Origin of the sequence: Nocardioides luti (assembly GCF_014212315.1) — a bacterium.
GTDB lineage: Bacteria > Actinomycetota > Actinomycetes > Propionibacteriales > Nocardioidaceae > Nocardioides > Nocardioides luti.
On record NZ_JACKXE010000001.1, the window covers coordinates 2182010 to 2200461 of the forward strand.

Annotated in this window: 16 protein-coding genes; 5 read left to right on the forward strand and 11 right to left on the reverse strand. The window is 71.9% G+C overall.

All coding sequences use genetic code 11. The annotated features are described in order from the left end of the window. Nucleotides 1–22 precede the first annotated feature (22 nt). The 7 genes from H5V45_RS10410 to H5V45_RS10440 form a co-directional block, all read right to left on the reverse strand. Nucleotides 23–199: a hypothetical protein gene (locus H5V45_RS10410; protein ID WP_185252864.1), complete on the reverse strand. Its 177-nt coding sequence runs from the start codon at nucleotides 197–199 to the stop codon at nucleotides 23–25. Nucleotides 200–341: 142 nt separating this feature from the next. After that, a complete protein-coding gene (locus tag H5V45_RS10415; RefSeq protein ID WP_185252865.1) occupies nucleotides 342–1739 on the reverse strand; it encodes an NAD(P)(+) transhydrogenase (Re/Si-specific) subunit beta in 1398 nt (465 codons plus the stop codon). Beyond that, complete coding sequence (locus H5V45_RS10420) at nucleotides 1736–2044, reverse strand: NAD(P) transhydrogenase subunit alpha part 2 (protein WP_185252866.1); 309 nt, start codon at nucleotides 2042–2044, stop codon at nucleotides 1736–1738. The genes H5V45_RS10415 and H5V45_RS10420 overlap by 4 nt, the downstream gene beginning before the upstream one ends. After that, nucleotides 2041–3261: a Rossmann-fold NAD(P)-binding domain-containing protein gene (locus H5V45_RS10425; RefSeq protein ID WP_185252867.1), complete on the reverse strand. Its 1221-nt coding sequence runs from the start codon at nucleotides 3259–3261 to the stop codon at nucleotides 2041–2043. The genes H5V45_RS10420 and H5V45_RS10425 overlap by 4 nt, the downstream gene beginning before the upstream one ends. 88 nt (nucleotides 3262–3349) lie before the next feature. Continuing rightward, the gene (locus tag H5V45_RS10430; RefSeq protein WP_185252868.1) at nucleotides 3350–4096 is read right to left on the reverse strand and encodes a VIT1/CCC1 transporter family protein; all 747 of its coding nucleotides are present in this window, start codon (nucleotides 4094–4096) and stop codon (nucleotides 3350–3352) included. A 210-nt stretch (nucleotides 4097–4306) separates the two neighbouring features. After that, on the reverse strand, nucleotides 4307–5452 hold the full coding sequence (locus tag H5V45_RS10435) for an acyl-CoA dehydrogenase family protein (RefSeq protein WP_185252869.1): 1146 nt from the start codon (nucleotides 5450–5452) through the stop codon (nucleotides 4307–4309). A 10-nt stretch (nucleotides 5453–5462) separates the two neighbouring features. After that, nucleotides 5463–6902, reverse strand: a complete 1440-nt coding sequence (locus H5V45_RS10440; protein WP_343061502.1) for an MDR family MFS transporter — start codon at nucleotides 6900–6902, stop codon at nucleotides 5463–5465. Between the two features lie 200 nt (nucleotides 6903–7102). On the opposite strand from H5V45_RS10440, the gene glgX reads away from it, so the two are divergent. The 4 genes from glgX to H5V45_RS10460 all read left to right on the forward strand — a co-directional run bounded on the left by glgX (nucleotide 7103) and on the right by H5V45_RS10460 (nucleotide 15289). Beyond that, the gene (glgX, locus tag H5V45_RS10445; protein WP_185254586.1) at nucleotides 7103–9310 is read left to right on the forward strand and encodes a glycogen debranching protein GlgX; all 2208 of its coding nucleotides are present in this window, start codon (nucleotides 7103–7105) and stop codon (nucleotides 9308–9310) included. Nucleotides 9311–9360: 50 nt separating this feature from the next. After that, complete coding sequence (gene treY / locus H5V45_RS10450) at nucleotides 9361–11766, forward strand: malto-oligosyltrehalose synthase (RefSeq protein ID WP_185252871.1); 2406 nt, start codon at nucleotides 9361–9363, stop codon at nucleotides 11764–11766. A gap of 1 nt (nucleotide 11767) precedes the next feature. Further along, nucleotides 11768–13537: a malto-oligosyltrehalose trehalohydrolase gene (gene treZ, locus H5V45_RS10455; protein WP_185252872.1), complete on the forward strand. Its 1770-nt coding sequence runs from the start codon at nucleotides 11768–11770 to the stop codon at nucleotides 13535–13537. 180 nt (nucleotides 13538–13717) lie between these two features. Continuing rightward, on the forward strand, nucleotides 13718–15289 hold the full coding sequence (locus tag H5V45_RS10460) for an FAD-binding protein (protein WP_185252873.1): 1572 nt from the start codon (nucleotides 13718–13720) through the stop codon (nucleotides 15287–15289). Nucleotides 15290–15302: 13 nt separating this feature from the next. On the opposite strand, the gene H5V45_RS10465 is transcribed toward H5V45_RS10460, so the two are convergent. Genes H5V45_RS10465 through H5V45_RS10480 form a run of 4 tightly spaced genes read right to left on the reverse strand, consistent with a single transcriptional unit; the run spans nucleotide 15303 to nucleotide 17883 of the window. Then, a complete protein-coding gene (locus tag H5V45_RS10465) occupies nucleotides 15303–15695 on the reverse strand; it encodes a nuclear transport factor 2 family protein (RefSeq protein ID WP_185252874.1) in 393 nt (130 codons plus the stop codon). After that, the gene (locus H5V45_RS10470) at nucleotides 15692–16414 is read right to left on the reverse strand and encodes an NAD-dependent deacylase (protein ID WP_246415889.1); all 723 of its coding nucleotides are present in this window, start codon (nucleotides 16412–16414) and stop codon (nucleotides 15692–15694) included. The genes H5V45_RS10465 and H5V45_RS10470 overlap by 4 nt, the downstream gene beginning before the upstream one ends. Before the next feature lie 7 nt (nucleotides 16415–16421). Beyond that, the gene (locus tag H5V45_RS10475) at nucleotides 16422–16937 is read right to left on the reverse strand and encodes a DUF4333 domain-containing protein (protein ID WP_185252875.1); all 516 of its coding nucleotides are present in this window, start codon (nucleotides 16935–16937) and stop codon (nucleotides 16422–16424) included. A gap of 10 nt (nucleotides 16938–16947) precedes the next feature. After that, nucleotides 16948–17883, reverse strand: coding sequence for a 1,4-dihydroxy-2-naphthoyl-CoA synthase (locus H5V45_RS10480; protein WP_185252876.1), 936 nt, complete (start codon nucleotides 17881–17883; stop codon nucleotides 16948–16950). 82 nt (nucleotides 17884–17965) lie between these two features. On the opposite strand from H5V45_RS10480, the gene H5V45_RS10485 reads away from it, so the two are divergent. Next, on the forward strand, nucleotides 17966–18400 hold the full coding sequence (locus H5V45_RS10485; protein WP_185252877.1) for a nitroreductase family deazaflavin-dependent oxidoreductase: 435 nt from the start codon (nucleotides 17966–17968) through the stop codon (nucleotides 18398–18400). The last annotated feature ends 52 nt before the right edge of the window (nucleotides 18401–18452 follow it).

The following is an 18452-nucleotide window of genomic DNA, read 5'->3' on the forward strand; positions in this document are numbered from 1 at the left end:
GGGCGACCGGGACCCGACGGGCTCAGCCGCCGGGGAAGATCTGCACGGTGCCGGTCGCGACCAGCACCATCATCAGGACCACCAGGATCCCGAGGGCCGCGTAGGCCCACTCCTTGTTGATCCGCGTGTCGTCGGACTCCGGCGCGTCGTAGCGGTGGCCGTCCGGGCGGGCGAAGCGGTCGTCGTCCTCGTCAGTCATGCCTCGTCAACGAGCCGGCGCCCCGAAGGTGATCCGTGACGGTCGCCACGGGTGCCGGAAGTCGCGGTTTGGTCACCAACCGCACGTCCAGGGCCCCGAAACATGCGGTTGGTGACCAAACCGCACACCTCCGCGGCCGGCCTCAGAGCGCCTTGACCGCGTTCAGCAGCTTGCCGAGCGACTCCTTGGCGTCGCCGAAGAGCAGGGTGGTGGACGGCTCGAAGAGCAGCTCGTTCTCGATGCCGGCGAAGCCGGGGCGCATCGAGCGCTTCATGAAGACGACCTGCTTGGCCTCGTCGGCGTTGAGGATCGGCATGCCGTAGATCGGGGCGCCCGGGGTGGTCTTGGCGGCCGGGTTGACGACGTCGTTGGCGCCGACGACGAGGACGACGTCGGTGTTCTTGAACTCGCCGTTGATGTCGTCCATCTCGATCAGCTGCTCGTAGGGCACCTGGGCCTCGGCGAGCAGGACGTTCATGTGCCCGGGCATCCGGCCGGCGACCGGGTGGATCGCGTAGTCGACCTGGGTCCCGCGGGCGATCAGCACGTCGACGAGCTCGCGCAGCGTGTGCTGGGCCTGGGCGACGGCGAGGCCGTAGCCGGGCACGATGATCACGCGGTCGGCGTACCCGAGCAGGATGGCGACGTCCTCGGGCCCGGCGGACTTCACCGGGCGGTCGGAGGCCTCGCCGGCGCCGAGCGTCGAGCCGCCCTTGAGGGCCCCGAAGAGGATGTTGGCGACGGAGCGGCCCATGGCCTTGGCCATCAGCAGCGTGAGGAACGTGCCCGAGGCACCGACGAGCGTGCCGGCGACCAGAAGCAGCGTGTTCGACAGGACGTAGCCACCGGCGGCCACGGTCAGGCCGGTGAAGGCGTTGAGCAGCGAGATGACGATGGGGACGTCGGCACCGCCGACCGGCAGCACCAGCAGGGCGCCGACGAGGAGCCCGAGCAGGGCCAGGGCGATGCCGCCCCACATCATCGGCTCGCGGACCATCAGCACGGAGATCACGACGGCGGCGACGAAGCCGCCGCCGAAGAGGACCGGGAGGCCGGGGAAGACCACCGGGCGGGAGGTCATCAGCTCCTGGAGCTTGGCGAAGGTGACCACCGAGCCGGCGAACGACACCGACCCGACCAAGATCGTGAACGCGGTCGCGACCAGCGTGAACGACTCCACGTCGTAGCCCGGGAAGCGGTCGTGCAGCTCGACGATCTCGTGCAGCTCGAGCAGGGCCACGAGGGCCGCCGCGCCGCCGCCGACGCCGTTGAACAGCGCCACCATCTGGGGCATCTGGGTCATCTGCACGGTGCGGGCGCCGTACAGCCCGCCCGCCGTGCCCACGGCGATCGCGGCCAGGATCAGCGGCACGTGGTCGAGGTCGGCGTAGAAGAACGGGATGGCGCAGGCCAGGACGGCCGCGACCGCCCCGATCAGGTTGCCGGTCCGGGCCGTCTTCGGCCCGGAGAGTCCCTTGAGCGCGAGGATGAAGGCGACCGCGCCGAGGAGGTAGAGGAGCTGGGCCCAGGTGGGGATCATGCGTCGTCTCCCTTGGGGGCGGCCGGCTTGCGGCGCGTGAACATCTGCAGCATCCGGTCGGTCACGACGAAGCCGCCGACCATGTTCACGGCGGCGAGCACGATCGCGACGAGCCCGACCACGAGCGCCACGGTGTTGTCGGTGCTGCCGGTCACCAGGATCGCGCCGAGCAGGATCACCCCGTGGATCGCGTTGGCGCCGGACATCAGCGGCGTGTGCAGCGTCGAGGAGACCTTGGAGATCACCTCGACGCCGACGAAGACGGACAGCACGAAGATCGTCAGCCAGACGACTGCCTCGCTCATGACTCGGCCTCCTGGTCGAAGGGGGCGTCGGACGCCCCCGGGTCGGGCTCCGGGGCGGGTACGCCGGCGGGCTCGGGGTCCGGGCCCTCGATCGCCTCGCGGGTCGGTCCGTGGTGGATCGCGCCGTCGCGCGTGACGCAGGCGCCGGTGACGATCTCGTCCTCGAAGTCCGGCGCGAAGCGGGCGGCGCCGGCCTCCTCGGACGACTCGGTCATCAGCGTGACGAGGTTGACGATGTTCTGGGCGTAGAGCCGCGAGGCCGGCCCGGGCATCTGGCTGGGCACGTTGCGCCCGCCCCACACCTGGGCGTTGCCGAGCCGGACCACCTCGCCGGCGACCGAGCCCTCGACGTTCCCGCCGGTCTCGGCGGCGAGGTCGACGACGACCGAGCCGGGGCTCATCGCCTCGACCATCTGCCGCGTGACGAGCATCGGTGCGGTGCGCCCGGGGACGGCGGCGGTGGTGATGAGCGCGTCGGCGGCGGCGATGTACGGCGCGAGCAGCTCGCGCTGGCGGGCCGCGCGGTCCTCGGTCATCTCGCGGGCGTAGCCGCCCGCGCCCTCCAGGGTCTCCAGCTCCAGCTCGATCGCAACCGCGCCCATCGAGCGGATCTCCTCGGCGGCGGCCGCGCGGACGTCGTACGCCTTGACGACCGCGCCGAGGCGCTTGGCCGTGGCGATCGCCTGGAGCCCGGCGACGCCGGCACCGAGCACAACGACCTGCGCGGGCTTCACCGTGCCTGCGGCGGTCATGTTGAGGGGGAAGAAGCGGCGCAGCAGGCCCGCGGCCACGATCGCGCAGCGGTAGCCGGACACCAGCGCCTGCGAGGACAGCGCGTCCATCGACTGGGCGCGGGAGATGCGGGGCACCAGCTCCATCGCGAACGACGTCACGCCGCTGTCACGCAACTGCCGGACGATCTCCGGCTCCTGGCCGGTCGGCAGGAAGGACACCGTCGCGGCCCCGGCGGGCAGCCGGCGGATCGCGTCGGTGCCGAGGGGCTGGACCGAGACGACCAGGTCGGCGTCGTCGAGGGCACCGTCGTCGACGGTGGCACCGGCGGAGCGGTACTCCTCGTCATCGATGAGTGCGTGGCGTCCGGCGTCTGGCTGCACCGCGACGGCGTACCCCAGACCGGTCAGCTTCTCGACCAGCTCGGGCACCATCGCGACGCGCGACTCACCGTCACGGGTCTCCCTTGCTACAGCGATCTTCACCCGCCGCAACCTAGGGCAGATCCCGGCATCCGAACAGGGATCTCACGGCCCGGCGTCGTGACGAATGCCATGCCCGGGCGGCGCCCGGTCAGATCTGGGTGCCGACCAGCTGCCCGATGAGGAACGTCACGAGCATCGCGAACAGCCCGCCCGCCATGTTGCGGAGCACCGCCTTCTTCGCGGGTCCGTAGCCGAAGCGGGCGCTGGCCCAGCCGGTGAGGGCCAGGGCCCCCACGACCGCGACGACTGTCACCGGGACCCGCCAGCCGGCGACCACGAGCACGATCGTGAGCAGCGGCAGCAGCGCGCCGACCGTGAAGGACAGCATCGAGGCCCAGGCGGCGGACCACGGGTTGGTGAGGTCGTCGGGGTCGATGCCGAGCTCGGCCTCGGCGTGCGCGCCGAGCGCGTCGTGCTCGGTCAGCTGGCGGGCGACCTGCAGGGCGAGCTCCTCGGAGAGGCCCTTCTGCACGTAGATGTCGGCCAGCTCGGCGAGCTCGTCCTCGGGGTCCTCGGCCAGCTCGCGGCGCTCCTTGGCGAGCAGGGCGTGCTCGGAGTCGCGCTGGGTGCTCACGGAGACGTACTCCCCCGCGCCCATGCTCAGCGCGCCGGCGGCCAGCCCCGCGATCCCGGCGACGAGGATCGCGGTGCGGTCGGTGGTGGCGCCGGCGACGCCGACCACGAGGCCGGCGGTCGAGACGATGCCGTCGTTGGCGCCGAGCACGGAGGCGCGCAGCCAGTTCAGCCGGTTGTTCAGGCCGCTGTCGTGCGGCTCGTCCTCGTGCGGCCCGACGGGCTGGGCGACGTCGGGCGCGTCGGTGGCGTCGGTGGTCATGGCGCCATCCTCCGCATCGCCCGACGCGCTCGCAAGCAAGGCGAGGCTGGGCTCAGGTCTCGATACGCTCGCTGGCGCTCGCTACTCGACCAGCGAGTGCCCGGACGCTCGCTACTCGACCGACGAGAGGCTCGGGTCTCGATACGCTCGCTGGCGCTCGCTACTCGACCGACGCGTGCCCGGACGCTCGCTCCTCGACCGACGAACGGCTCAGAGGCCGAGGTCGCGGCCGATGAGCTCCTTCATGATCTCGTTCGAGCCGGCCCAGATCTTCGAGACGCGGGCGTCGCGCCAGGCGCGGGCGACGCGGTACTCGTTCATGAAGCCGTAGCCGCCGTGCAGCTGCACGCAGTGGTCGAGGACGTCGTTCTGGATCTGCGAGGTCCACCACTTGGCCTTGGCCGCGTCGATGGGCGTGAGCTCCTTGGCGGCGTGCGCCTCGACGCACTGGTCGACGTACGCCTGGGTGACGTCGATCTGCGTGAACAGCTCGGCGAGCAGGAACTTGTTGTGCTGGAAGGAGCCGACGCCCTGGCCGAAGGCCTTGCGGTCCTTGGTGTACTGCAGCGTCTCCTCGAGGATCTGCTTGGCGTGCGCGAGGTTCGAGATCGCGCAGCCCAGGCGCTCCTGGGGGAGGTTCTGCATCATGTGGATGAAGCCGTTGTCGAGCTCGCCCACGATGTCGTCGTCGGTGCAGCGGAGGTTCTCGAAGAACAGCTCGGCGGTGTCGGACTCGTCCTGGCCGACCTTGTCGAGCTTGCGGCCGCGGCTGAAGCCCTCCTTGGCGGTCTCGACGCCGAAGAGCGTGATGCCCTTGGCCTTCTTCTCCGGCGAGGTGCGCGCCGCGACGACCACGAGGTCGGCGGAGTAGCCGTTGGTGATGAAGGTCTTGGAGCCGTTGAGGACCCAGTCGTCGCCGTCGCGGACCGCGGTGGTCTTGAGGGCGGCGAGGTCGGAGCCGCCGCTGGGCTCGGTCATGCCGATGGCGGTGAGAATCTCGCCGGAGGCGACGCCGGGCAGCCAGCGCTTGCGCTGCTCCTCGGTGGTCAGCTCGACGAGGTACGGCGCCACGATGTCGGCGTGGATGCCCACGCAGGACGAGAGGGCGGCGTTGACCTTGGAGAGCTCCTCCATCAGCACCGCGTTGAACCGGTAGTCGCCGGCCTCGCTGCCGCCGTACTCCTCCGGCACCTCGAGGCCGAGGAACCCCTGCTTGCCGGCCTCGAGCCAGAACTCGCGGGGCAGGGCCTTGTCGGCGGCGTGCTGGTCCACGTGCGGGACCACCGACCGCTCCAGGAACTCGCGGACGGATCCGCGGAAGGCTTCGTGGTCCTCGTCGTAGATGCGGCGCTTCATGGACCGGATCCTACTGCTCGGTAGCGGGCTCCACGAGACGTCGCGGCATGAGCAGGCCCACACCCAGCAGCACCACCGAGACGACCGCGGAGGCGACGAACACGGCGTGGATCGCCGGGTCCAGGACGCCGGACGGCAGGTGCTCGAGGTCGGGCACGGTGCCCCCCGTGCGCGAGGCGACGATCGAGTTGACGATCGCGCCGAAGACGGCGATGCCGACCGCGCTGCCGACCGAGCGGGCGAACATGTTGGCGCCGGTCGCGACGCCGCGGTGCTGCCAGGCCACCGAGCTCTGGGCGGCGACGACCGCGGGGCTCGCCACGAAGCCGAAGCCGATCCCCATCACGAAGCACGGCAGCGCGAGGTGCAGCAGGGACGCGTCGGGGCCGACCGTCAGCAGCAGCATCGCGCCGGCGACCGCGAAGCCGGCCCCCATCAGCATCGTCAGCTTGAAGCCGATCGAGAGGTAGAACCGCCCCGAGGTGGTCGCCGCGATCGGCCAGCCGATCGTCATCGCCGCGAGCGCCAGCCCGGCCATCACGGCGCCGTGGCCGAGCACGGACTGCGCGTAGAGAGGGACGTACGACGACAGCCCGAGCATCAGGACGCCGACGACGAACGACGCGGCGGCCGCGGCGTTCAGCACGCGGTCGCGGAAGATCCACAGCGGCAGCACCGGCTCCGGCGAGCGCCGTTCGACCTGGACGAAGCCGACCAGCAGGAGCGCAGCCACGACGAAGATCCCGACGCTCTGCGGGGAGCCCCAGCCCCAGCGCACGCCGCCCTCGAGCAGCCCCAGCAGGAGCAGGGTGCCGCCGACCGCGAGCAGCAGCGCGCCCGCGACGTCGACGTGGTGCCGGCTGCGCACGATCTTCTCGTCGAAGCGGCGCCACAGGACCCACGCGGCCGCCATCCCGATCGGCAGGTTGACCAGGAAGATCCAGCGCCACGACAGGTAGTCGGAGAAGACCCCGCCCAGCGTCGGGCCGACCAGCGAGGCCGCGGCCCAGACACTGGCGATGTAGCCCTGCACCTTGGCGCGCTCCTCGAGGGAGTAGATGTCGCCGACGATCGTCATGCCGATCGGCTGGACCGCGCCGGCGCCCAGGCCCTGGAGCACCCGGAAGGCGATCAGCGAGCCCATCCCCCACGCGACACCGCAGAGCAGGGAGCCGACCACGAACAGGCCGACACCCACGAGCATGATCGGCTTGCGGCCGACGAGGTCGGCGAGCTTGCCGTAGATCGGGACCGAGACGGCTTGCGCGAGCAGGTAGACCGAGAACAGCCACGGGAACTGCGCGAAGCCGCCGAGGTCGTCGACCACCGCGGGCACCGCGGTCGCGAGGATCGTGGAGTCGATGGCCACCAGGCCCACCGAGAGCATCACCGCGAGCAGGATCGGTCCGCGCTCGCTGCGCAGCCCGACGCTGGCCCGTGTGATCTCCACCCCATCGCGCGAAACAGTCATGACAGGCGGCAACTCGGGGTACGCCTGAGTCATTCCCCGGCCGGGGCAGGTCCCCGGTCACACCCCCGGTCCTCGGGGGACGGCACCGGCGACCGTGGGTGGGCCTCTCCGGGAAGCACCACCTTGCGCTGTCTGTGCTTTGATCGTTCCAATGACCAGCGCCTGAGGAGGCAATCGTGGTGGAGATCTGGCCCGGTACGGCGTACCCCCTGGGCGCGACGTTCGACGGCAGCGGCACCAACTTCGCACTGTTCAGCGAGGTGGCCGAGCGCGTGGAGCTCTGCCTGTTCGACGCCGACGGCACCGAGACCCGGCTGGAGCTGACCGAGGTCGACGCCTACGTCTGGCACGGCTACCTGCCGATGGTCCAGCCCGGTCAGCGCTACGGCTACCGCGTGCACGGCCCGTGGGACCCGAGCAAGGGCCAGCGCTGCAACCCGAACAAGCTCCTGCTCGACCCCTACGCCAAGGCGACCAGCGGCGACATCGAGTGGGACCAGTCGCTGTTCTCCTACGACTTCGGCGACCCGGACTCGCGCAACGACGACGACTCCGCCGCCCGGATGATGAAGAGCGTCGTCATCACGCCGTTCTTCGACTGGGAGGGCGACCGCCACCTGGCGATCCCCTACAACGAGTCGATCATCTACGAGGCCCACGTCAAGGGGCTCACGCAGCTGCACCCGGACATCCCGGAGGAGCAGCGCGGGACGTACGCCGGTCTCGCGCACCCGGCCGTGACCGAGCACCTCACCAAGCTCGGCATCACCGCGATCGAGCTGATGCCGGTGCACCAGTTCGTCCAGGACAGCACCCTCGTCGAGAAGGGCCTGCGCAACTACTGGGGCTACAACACCATCGGCTTCTTCGCCCCCGAGGCGTCGTACGCCGCCAGCGGCGAGGGCCAGCAGGTCCAGGAGTTCAAGTCGATGGTGAAGGCCATGCACATGGCCGGCATCGAGGTCATCCTCGACGTGGTCTACAACCACACCGCGGAGGGCAACCACCTCGGCCCGACGCTGAGCATGCGCGGCATCGACAACGAGGCGTACTACCGCCTGGTCGAGGACGACGAGCAGTTCTACATGGACTACACCGGCACCGGGAACTCCCTCAACGTCCGGCACCCGCACTCGCTGCAGCTGATCATGGACTCGCTGCGCTACTGGGTCACCGAGATGCACGTCGACGGCTTCCGCTTCGACCTCGCCTCGACGCTCGCCCGCGAGTTCTACGAGGTCGACCGGCTCGCGACGTTCTTCGAGCTCGTGCAGCAGGACCCGGTGGTCAGCCAGGTCAAGCTGATCGCGGAGCCCTGGGACGTCGGCCCCGGCGGCTACCAGGTCGGCGGCTTCCCGCCCCAGTGGACGGAGTGGAACGGCGCCTACCGCGACACCGTGCGCGACTTCTGGCGCGGCGAGCCCTCGCTGGGAGAGTTCGCCAGCCGGATCGCCGGCTCGTCCGACCTCTACGAGCACTCGGGCCGCCGGCCGTTCGCCAGCATCAACTTCGTCACCGCCCACGACGGCTTCACCCTGCGCGACCTCGTGTCGTACAACGAGAAGCACAACGAGGCCAACGGCGAGGACAACAACGACGGCGAGAGCCACAACCGCTCGTGGAACCACGGGGCGGAGGGGCCGACCGACGACCCCGAGATCCTCGAGCTGCGGGCACGCGAGCAGCGCAACTTCCTCGCCACCCTGCTGCTCAGCCAGGGCGTGCCGATGCTGCTGCACGGCGACGAGATGAGCCGCTCGCAGGACGGCAACAACAACACCTACGCCCAGGACTCCGAGATCGCCTGGATGCACTGGGACAAGGCCGACAAGCCGCTCGTGGAGTTCACCGCCGCCGTCACCCGGCTGCGCAAGGAGCACCCGACCTTCCACCGCAAGCGCTTCTTCACCGGCAAGACCGTGCGCATCGGCGACGGCGACAGCGAGCGCCTCAACGACATCGTCTGGCTCTCGGTCTGGGGCAAGCCGATGGAGGAGGACGACTGGGAGAGCGGCACCAAGGTCATCGGGATGTACCTCAACGGGCACGGCATCGCCGGCAAGGACGCCCGCGGCGGCACCATCACCGACGACCACTTCCTGCTCTACTTCAACGCCGACGGGCCGGCCGAGGTCACCCTCCCGGCCGACGAGTACGCCGCCGCCTGGGACGTGGTCATCGACACCGGGGGCTCGGCCGACGACGCCGACACCTACCCGGCCGGGTCCACGGTCCAGCTCGAGACCCGCAGCCTGGTCGTGCTCCGCGAGCACGCCGAGCCCGAGTCCGAGCCCGACCACTCGGTGGCCGCCTCGCTGGCCGCACTGTCCGGGTCGACGGCCGCGAACGACGCGGTCGCGTCCACCACCCGGCGTACGAACGGCTGAGCCGGACCGCACCACACCAGCACGAGACGGCACGAGACGACGGGGAGAGCATGCGCAAGCCGACAAGCACCTACCGGTTCCAGATCACCGAGGACTTCGACCTGTTCGAGGCCACCAGGCGGTTGCCGTACCTGCAGGAGCTCGGGGTCGACTGGGTCTACCTCTCCCCGTTGCTCGCCGCCGAGCCGGGCAGCAGCCACGGCTACGACGTCGTCCGGCACGACCGCATCGACCCCGCCCGCGGCGGGGCTGAGGGCCTCGCGGCGCTGTCGGCCGAGGCCCGGCGACTCGGGCTGGGCGTGCTCGTCGACATCGTGCCGAACCACGTCGGCGTGGCAACGCCCCGCGAGTCGACGTGGTGGTGGGACCTCCTGCAGCACGGCCGCGGGTCGGCGTACGCCGAGGCCTTCGACGTCGACTGGGAGGCCGGGGGCGGCCGCCTGCGGATCCCCGTCGTCGGTGACGACGACGAGGCCGCGATCGAGGTCGCCGACGGCGAGCTGCGCTACCACGACATGCGCTTCCCGCTCGCGCCCGGGACGTCGACGCACGACGAGCAGCACTACGAGCTGGTCAACTGGCGCGTCGCCGACAGCGGGCTGAACTACCGCCGCTTCTTCGCGGTCAACACGCTCGCCGCAATCCGGGTCGAGGACCCGCAGGTCTTCGACGCCTCGCACGTCGAGATCCGGCGCTGGTTCGACGAGCACCTCGTCGACGGGCTGCGCGTGGACCACCCCGACGGCCTGCGCGACCCGCAGCACTACCTCGACGACCTCTCGGACCTGACCCGCGACGCCTACGTGCTCGTCGAGAAGATCCTGGAGCCCGGCGAGGAGCTGCCCACCGACTGGGCGACCGCCGGCACGACGGGGTACGACGCCCTCGCCCACATCGACCGGGTGCTCACCGACCCCGCCGGGCAGGAGCCGCTCGACGCGCTCGAGGCGCGGCTCAGCGGTGGAGCGGTCGACTGGCCCCTCGACTGGCAGAGCCTGATCCACGACACCAAGCGCGCCGTCGCCGACGGGATCCTGAACTCCGAGGTCAACCGGATCACCCGCGAGGTGCTGGCGGTCCTCGGCGAGCCCGTGGTCGAGGACGGCGCCCCGGCGTCGACCCCGGTGGTTGAGGAGGGCGCCCTGGCGCCCGTCTCGAAACCACGCCTCGCCGACGCGGTGGCCGAGCTGGTGGCGTGCTTCCCGGTCTACCGCTCCTACCTCCCCGGCGGCCGCGACCACCTCGAGCAGGCGTTCGCGCTGGCCCGCGAGCACCGCCCCGACCTCGCGGCGCCGCTGGACGCCCTGCTGCCGGTGCTCTCCGACCCGGACGCCGCGCCCGCGCAGCGCTTCCAGCAGACCAGCGGCATGGTGATGGCCAAGGGTGTGGAGGACTGCGCGTTCTACCGCTACAACCGGCTCACCTCGCTCAACGAGGTCGGCGGCGACCCGAGCATCTTCGCGCTCGACGCCGACGGCTTCCACGCGCACATGGCCGAGCGGCAGCGGTCCTGGCCGGACGCCATGGTCACCCTGTCGACCCACGACACCAAGCGCGGCGAGGACGTGCGCGCCCGGATCACCGCGCTCGCCGAGATCCCCCACGTCTGGGAGGCGCACCTGGACGAGCTGCTGACGCTGTCGCCGCTCCCCGACCCGTCGTTCGGCGCGCTGCTCTGGCAGGCGATCCTCGGCGCCTGGCCGGCACAGCCGCAGACCGACCTGCGCGAGCGCCTGCACGGCTACGCCGAGAAGGCGATGCGCGAGGCCGGGGACCGCACGCAGTGGACCTCGCCGGACGAGCACTACGAGCGCGCCGTGCACGCGGCCGTCGACGCCTCGCTCGACTCCGAGCCGGTCCGCCGGGTGCTGGCCGAGCTGCTGCAGCACGTCGTCGCGCCCGGCTGGAGCAACGCGCTCGCGGCCAAGCTGCTGTCGATCACGATCCCCGGCGTGCCCGACGTCTACCAGGGCAGCGAGCTGTGGGAGCAGAGCCTGGTCGACCCCGACAACCGACGCCCGGTCGACTTCGGCGTGCGCCGCGACCTGCTCGACGCGGTCCGCGACGGTGCCCGGCTGCCGCTGCACCACTCCGAGGAGGACGGCGGCGGCGCCAAGCTGGCCGTCACGCACCACGCGCTGACGCTGCGCCGCGACCGGGCCGAGCTGTTCACGTCGTACGCCCCGGTGGGCGCGTCCGGCGACGCGGCCGGCCACGTGCTCGCCTTCGACCGCGGCGGCGCCGTCACCGTCGTCACCCGGCTGCCCATCGGGCTCGCCGCCCGCGGGGGCTGGGGCGACACCACGCTCGACCTGCCCGCCGGCACGTGGCGCGACGCGCTCACCGGCCGTCTGGTGGTCGAGGAGGTTGCCCAGCACCCGTCTCGAAGCCACGGCGTACGCCTCGCCGAGCTCCTCGCCGACCTGCCCGTCGCCCTGCTCGTGAAGGAGTCCTGAGATGACCCGTGGTCCGTTCGACGTCTGGGCGCCGCGCGCCTCCCGGCTCCGCCTGTCGGTGGCCGGTGCGACCGTCGAGATGGCGCGTGGCGAGGGCGACTGGTGGTCGCCCGTCGAGCCGGTCCCGGACGTCACGCAGGAGGAGGTGGACTACGGCTACCTGATCGACGACGAGGACACGCCCCGACCCGACCCGCGGTCGCGGCGTCAGCCGGCGGGCGTGCACGAGCGCTCGCGAACCCACCGTCCCGAGGCCTTCGCGTGGACCGACCAGGACTGGACGGGACGCCAGCTGGCCGGCGCGGTCGTCTACGAGCTGCACGTCGGGACCTTCACCCCGGAGGGCACCTTCGACGCGGCGCTCGGCCGGCTCGAGCACCTGCGCTCGATCGGCGTCGACTTCGTCGAGGTGATGCCGGTCAACGCCTTCAACGGCACCCACAACTGGGGCTACGACGGCGTGCTCTGGAACGCCGTGCACGAGGGGTACGGCGGCCCCGACGGCTACCAGCGCTTCGTCGACGGCTGCCACGCGGCCGGGCTCGGCGTGATCCAGGACGTGGTGCACAACCACCTCGGGCCGTCGGGCAACTACCTGCCGCTGTTCGGGCCGTACCTCAAGTCGGGCGCGAACACCTGGGGCGACCTGCTCAACCTCGACGGCGAGGGCTCGGCGGAGGTGCGCCGCTACATCCTCGACAACGTCCGGATGTGGCTTGAGGACTACCACGTCGACGGGCTGCGGCTCGACGCCGTGCACGCGCTCGACGACTCCTCCGACGTGCACCTGCTCGAGGAGATGGCGATCGAGGTCGCCGCGCTCTCGGCGCACCAGCGCCGGCCGCTGACCCTCATCGCGGAGTCCGACCTCAACGACCCGCGCCTGGTCACGCCGCGCGAGGCGGGCGGCTACGGCCTGGACGCGCAGTGGAGCGACGACTTCCACCACGCGGTGCACGTCGCGCTGACCCGGGAGACCAAGGGGTACTACGCGGACTTCGAGCCGCTGGGCGCGCTGGCCAAGGTCTGCGAGCGCGGTTTCTTCCACGACGGCACGTTCTCGTCGTTCCGCGAGCGCGACCACGGTGTCCCGATCGACACCGCGGCGATGCCCACGTGGCGCCTGGTCGTCGCGAGCCAGAACCACGACCAGATCGGCAACCGCGCCGTCGGCGACCGGATCACCGAGGTGCTCGACGACGACCAGCTCGCCTGCGCGGCGCTGCTGACGATGGCGGGGCCGTTCACCCCGATGCTCTTCCAGGGCGAGGAGTGGGCGGCCTCGACGCCGTTCCAGTTCTTCACCTCGCACCCGGAGCCCGAGCTCGGGAAGGCGACGGCCGACGGCCGGATCGCGGAGTTCGAGCGGATGGGCTGGGACCCGGCCGTCGTCCCGGACCCGCAGGACCCCGAGACCTTCCGGCGCTCGAAGCTGGACTGGGCCGAGGTCGAGGGCGGCCGGCACGCGCGGATGCTCGAGGTCTACCGGCAGCTCGGTGCCCTGCGCCGCGCCCGCACCGAGCTCACCGACCCGTCGTTCCTCACCACCTCGTGCACCGTCGACGAGGAGTCGCGGCTGTTCACGATGCGCCGCGGCGACCTGCTCGTGGTCGTGAACTTCGCCGACGAGCCCGCCACCCTGCCGCTCGGCGACCCGGCCCCGGGTGCCGGTGCCTGGGAGCTGCTCTTCGAGACGCTGGCCGGCGTCGACCTCGCGGCCGGCACGCTCACCCTGCCGGCCCACGCCGGCGCGGTCGTCGCCCCGGCCTGACCGCCGAGTCGGCGCATCTGCAGACGCCAGGACCGCCGAGTCGGCGCATCTGCAGACGCCAGGACCGCCGAGTCGGCGCATCTGCAGACGCCGGGACCCTCGAGTCGGCGCATCTTCCGCTGCAGATGCGCCGACTCGGCGGTGCTGGGCTGCTCACCGAGCGCGCGCCATGATCGGAGGGTGACCTCCTGGACCCGGCGCGGGCTGCTGGCCGCCGGCGCGGCCGCGGCGCTGTCCGCGTGCTCCGGCGACCCGTCGGGGCAGGCTGCCAGCGGCGGCGGCCGGCTGACCGGCGCGACCGGCACGACCGGCAGCCCGAGCCCGTCGGCCGCGGGTCGCCCGGCCTGGGGCCGGCTCGCGCGGCACGTGGACGGCACGCTGAGCCTGCGGCGCGACGGGTCGTACGACACCGTCCGCTTGACGGAGAACCCCCGCTTCGACGGTGCCCGCCCGCTGGCCGTGCTCACCGTGGCCTCGGCCGCGGACGTCGCCACCGCGATCCGCTTCGCGCAGGACGCCGGGGTGCCGGTGGCGATCCGGTCGGGCGGGCACAGCTACCCCGGCTGGTCGGCCGGGGGTGGCCGGGCCGTCGGGCTCCCCCGCGCGCTGGTGCTCGACTGCCGGGCGCTCGACGGCGTCCGGCTCCGCAGCGACGGCACCGCCAGGATCGGGGCGGGGGCGGCCCTGGCACCGGTCTACGACACGCTCGGCCGCCGCGGGCGGGCCCTCGCCGGCGGCTCCTGCGCGACCGTCGGGATCGCCGGCCTGACCCTCGGAGGCGGCGTGGGGGTGCTGACCCGGGCCATGGGACTCAGCTGCGACATCGTGACCGGCCTCGAGGTCGTGACGGCCGACGGCACGGTGCGCCGGGTCTCCGCGGACGACGAGCCCGACCTGTTCTGGGCGCTGCGCGGGGGCGGCGGCGGGCACGTCGGCGTCGTCACGTCGTTCGACGTCGCCTCCCGTGCCGCCCCGACCCTGCAGACCGTCTACCTCCAGTGGCCCGTCTCCGCCGCACCCGAGGTGATCACCGCGTGGCAGTCGTGGGCACCGGACGCGGATCCCCGCCTGTGGTCGACGCTCAAGGCGCTGGGCGGGCGCAAGCACCCCGACGGCCCGGTCCTGCTGCTGTCGGGCACCTGGACGGGGCCGGCGTCCCGCTTCGACCACCAGCTCGCGGGGCTGCTCGACCACGTGCCGACGCCGAGCGTCAGGTCGACGCACCGTCGCGACTACCGCTCCGCGATGCTGGCGTACGCCGGGTGCTCGGACGTGCCGGTCGCGCAGTGCACCACGGGGCCCGGCGGGGCGCTGCAGCGCGAGGCGTTCGGCGCGACGTCCCACGTGGCGTACGACCCGCTGAGCAGCGCCGGGATCGACGACCTGCTCGGTCGGGTCGAGGCTGCCCAGACGTCCGGGCTGCTCGAGGCTGGCCTGTCGATGGACGCCCTCGGGGGTCACGTCCGCGACCTGGGCCCGCAGGACACGGCGTTCGTGCACCGCGAGGCGCTCGCGACGGTGCAGTACACCGCGACGTACACCTCCGGCGGCCCCGCCGCCGCCGATTCCTACGTGCGCGGCTTCCGGGCCGCGATGCGACCCCACTGGGGCGACCACGCCTACGTGAACTACGCGGACCCGACCATCCACGGCTACCGCCGGGCCTACTTCGGCGCCAACGCGCCGCGGCTCGCCGAGGTCCGGGAGGCCTACGACCCGGACGGCTTCTTCACCCAGCCCCAGCCGTGGTGACGCACCGACGCGGCTAGGCGCTGCCGGCCAGCTCGGCGGCCATCGCCTCGATGAGGGCGCCGAGCCCCTTGAGCGGGCGGACCATCACGGTGAACGACGTCAGCCGGCCGTCGGCGCCCCAGCGCAGCATGTCGACGCCGTGCACGCTCCGGCCCGCGACCACGGCCTCGAACTCCAGCACGGCCGAGCCGTCGGCGTACCACTCGTCGAGGTAGGTCAGGGTCGGGCCGAGAACGACCATGGCGGCCGAGAGGTACGCCGTGGTGAGGGCCTTGCCCTCCTGCGGGGTGTGCACCGCGGGCGAGCGGAAGACGCAGTCGTCCGCGATCAGGTCGGCCAGGCCGGCGGGGTCGCGCGACGCGGCCACGCGGTGCCAGGCGGCGACGGTCTCGGGTCGGGAGGTCATGGTCGTGAGTCTCCCCCGAGCGAGGCCAGCAGCTCGTCCACCCACGCGGGGACCAGGTCGCCGGCGCGGCCGTGGCGGCACTCGTCGAAGAGGTGGCTGCCGTCGCTGGGGACCAGGTTGAGCTCGAGGGTGCGGGCGCCGTACCCCGCGGCGTACTGCACGAAGCCGGCCGCCGGGTAGACCGCGCCGGACGTGCCGACCGAGACGAACAGGTCGGCCTCCGCGAGGGCGTCCTGGATCTCGTCCATGCCGTAGGGGATCTCGCCGAACCACACGACGTCCGGGCGCAGCTCGGTGACCCCGCAGGACGGGCACGGCGGGAAGTCGCCGAGGTCGCCGGTCCACGGCGTCCGGCCGCCGCAGCCGCGGCACAGCGCCGAGCGCAGCTCGCCGTGCATGTGGTGCACGCGGGTCGAGCCGCCGCGCTCGTGCAGGTCGTCGATGTTCTGGGTGACCAGCAGCAGGCCGTCGCCGAGCGCGGCCTCGAGCCGGGCCAGCGCGGTGTGCGCGGGGTTCGGCGCGACCGCGTCCAGGGCGGCCCGGCGGGCGTCGTAGAAGCGGTGCACCGCCGCCGGCGACGCCTCGTAGGCCTCGGGCGTCGCGACGTCCTCGACCCGGTGGCCCTCCCAGAGGCCGTCGGCGTCGCGGAACGTCGGCACCCCGCTCTCGGCGGAGATGCCGGCGCCGGTCAGCACGACGACCTTCAGGGGAGCCTTCAAGGGCGGGTCAGGCCGTCTTGTAGTTGAAGTTCACGAGCAGGCCGTCGACGGAGGTGACCGTGACGTTCAGCGTGCCGTCGCCGTCGGCCGGCGACGCGGTGCACGTGGTCGTCTCGTCGAGGACGCCGAGCAGCTCGTCCTCGCACTCGACGGTGTCGACCGTGTAGCCCTGGTCCAGGAGACCCTGCTCCAGGGTCTCGGCGACCGTGTCCGCCGGCACGAAGGGCGTGGTCTTGAAGTTGACGTCGCCGTCCGCGACCTTGGTGACCGAGACGCGGACGTCGGCCTCCTGGTCGCCGACCGTCATGTGGCAGTCCTGCGTCGCGTCGGTCTTGGCGGCCAGGGCGCCGGCGCAGTCCGCGGAGACCTCGGCCTCGGGGTCGTCCGGCGTGAAGGTGCTCGCGAGCTGCTTCTCGAGCGAGGCCTTGCTGACGCTGTTGCTGCCGGTGGACACCTCGGCGTTGCAGCCAGCGAGGACCGGAGCCGCGAGCAGGAGGGTCGCGAGGACGGCGTACTTCTTCATGCGGGGCTCCTCAGTAGTACCAGGGGAAGGGCGACCAGTCGGGCTCGCGCTTCTCCAGGAACTGGTCGCGACCCTCGGCTGCCTCGTCCGTCATGTAGGCGAGACGGGTGGTCTCGCCGGCGAACAGCTGCTGGCCGACGAGTCCGTCGTCGATCAGGTTGAACGAATACTTCAGCATCCGCTGCGCCGTCGGGGACTTTCCGTTGATCTTGCGGCCCCAGTCCAGCGCCACCCGCTCGAGCTCGGCGTGCGGCACCACGCGGTTGACCATGCCCATCCGGAAGGCGTCCTCGGCGTCGTACTCGTCACCGAGGAAGAAGATCTCGCGGGCGAACTTCTGGCCGACCTGGCGGGCGAGGTACGCCGACCCGAACCCGCCGTCGAAGGACCCGACGTCCGCGTCGGTCTGCTTGAAGCGCGCGTGCTCGGCGCTGGCGAGGGTCAGGTCGCTGACGACGTGCAGGCTGTGCCCGCCGCCGGCGGCCCAGCCGGGCACGACGGCGATCACGATCTTGGGCATGAAGCGGATCAGCCGCTGGCACTCGAGGATGTGCAGCCGGCCGAGCTTCGCCTTGTCGATCGGGTTCGGCGCGGCGCCGGCGTCGACGTGCCCGTCGGTCTCGTACTGGTAGCCCGCGCGGCCGCGGATCCGCTGGTCGCCGCCGGTGCAGAAGGCCCACTTGCCGTTCTTGTCGCTCGGGCCGTTGCCGGTGAGCAGGACGCAGCCGACGTCGCTGGAGATCCGGGCGTGCTCGAGGACGCGCAGCAGCTCGTCCACGGTGTGCGGGCGGAAGGCGTTGAGGATGTCGGGTCGGTCGAAGGCGATCCGGACGGTGCCGTGCTCGCGGGCGCGGTGGTAGGTCAGGTCGGTCAGGTCCTCGAAGCCGGGGACGTCGTCCCACGCCTCCGCGTCGAAGATCTCGGAGACTCCCTCGATGGCACTCATGGCGCCCAAGGTAGTGGTCGCGACGGGCCCGGCCCGCCAGGGGCACTGGAATCCCGCCGGGCCCCGTGGTGTTCTGGGGGGCATGGCACTCCAAGGAACCTACGTCCCCAGCAAGACCCAGTGGGTCCGCGACAACGTGGCCGAGTACGAAGCGACCGACGGCGAGCAGGGCTACGAGCTCAACGGCTACCCGGTCGTCGTCATCACCTCGGTGGGCGCGAAGTCGGGCAACCTGCGCAAGAACCCCGTGATGCGCGTCGAGCGCGACGGCGCCTACGTCGCGATCGCCTCCAAGGGCGGCGCCGACGAGCACCCCGAGTGGTTCCACAACTTCGTGGCGAACCCCGAGGTCGACCTCCAGGACAAGGCCGAGAAGCACACCTACCGCGCCCGGCGCGTCGAGGGCGAGGAGCGCGCGGAGTGGTGGGAGTACGCCGTCGCCACGTGGCCGACGTACGGCGAGTACCAGAAGAAGACCGAGCGCGAGATCCCCGTGTTCGTGCTCGAGCGCGTCTGAGCGCCCGGTCCGCCGGATCGACCACGGAAAGTAAAGAACTGTGACACCTTCC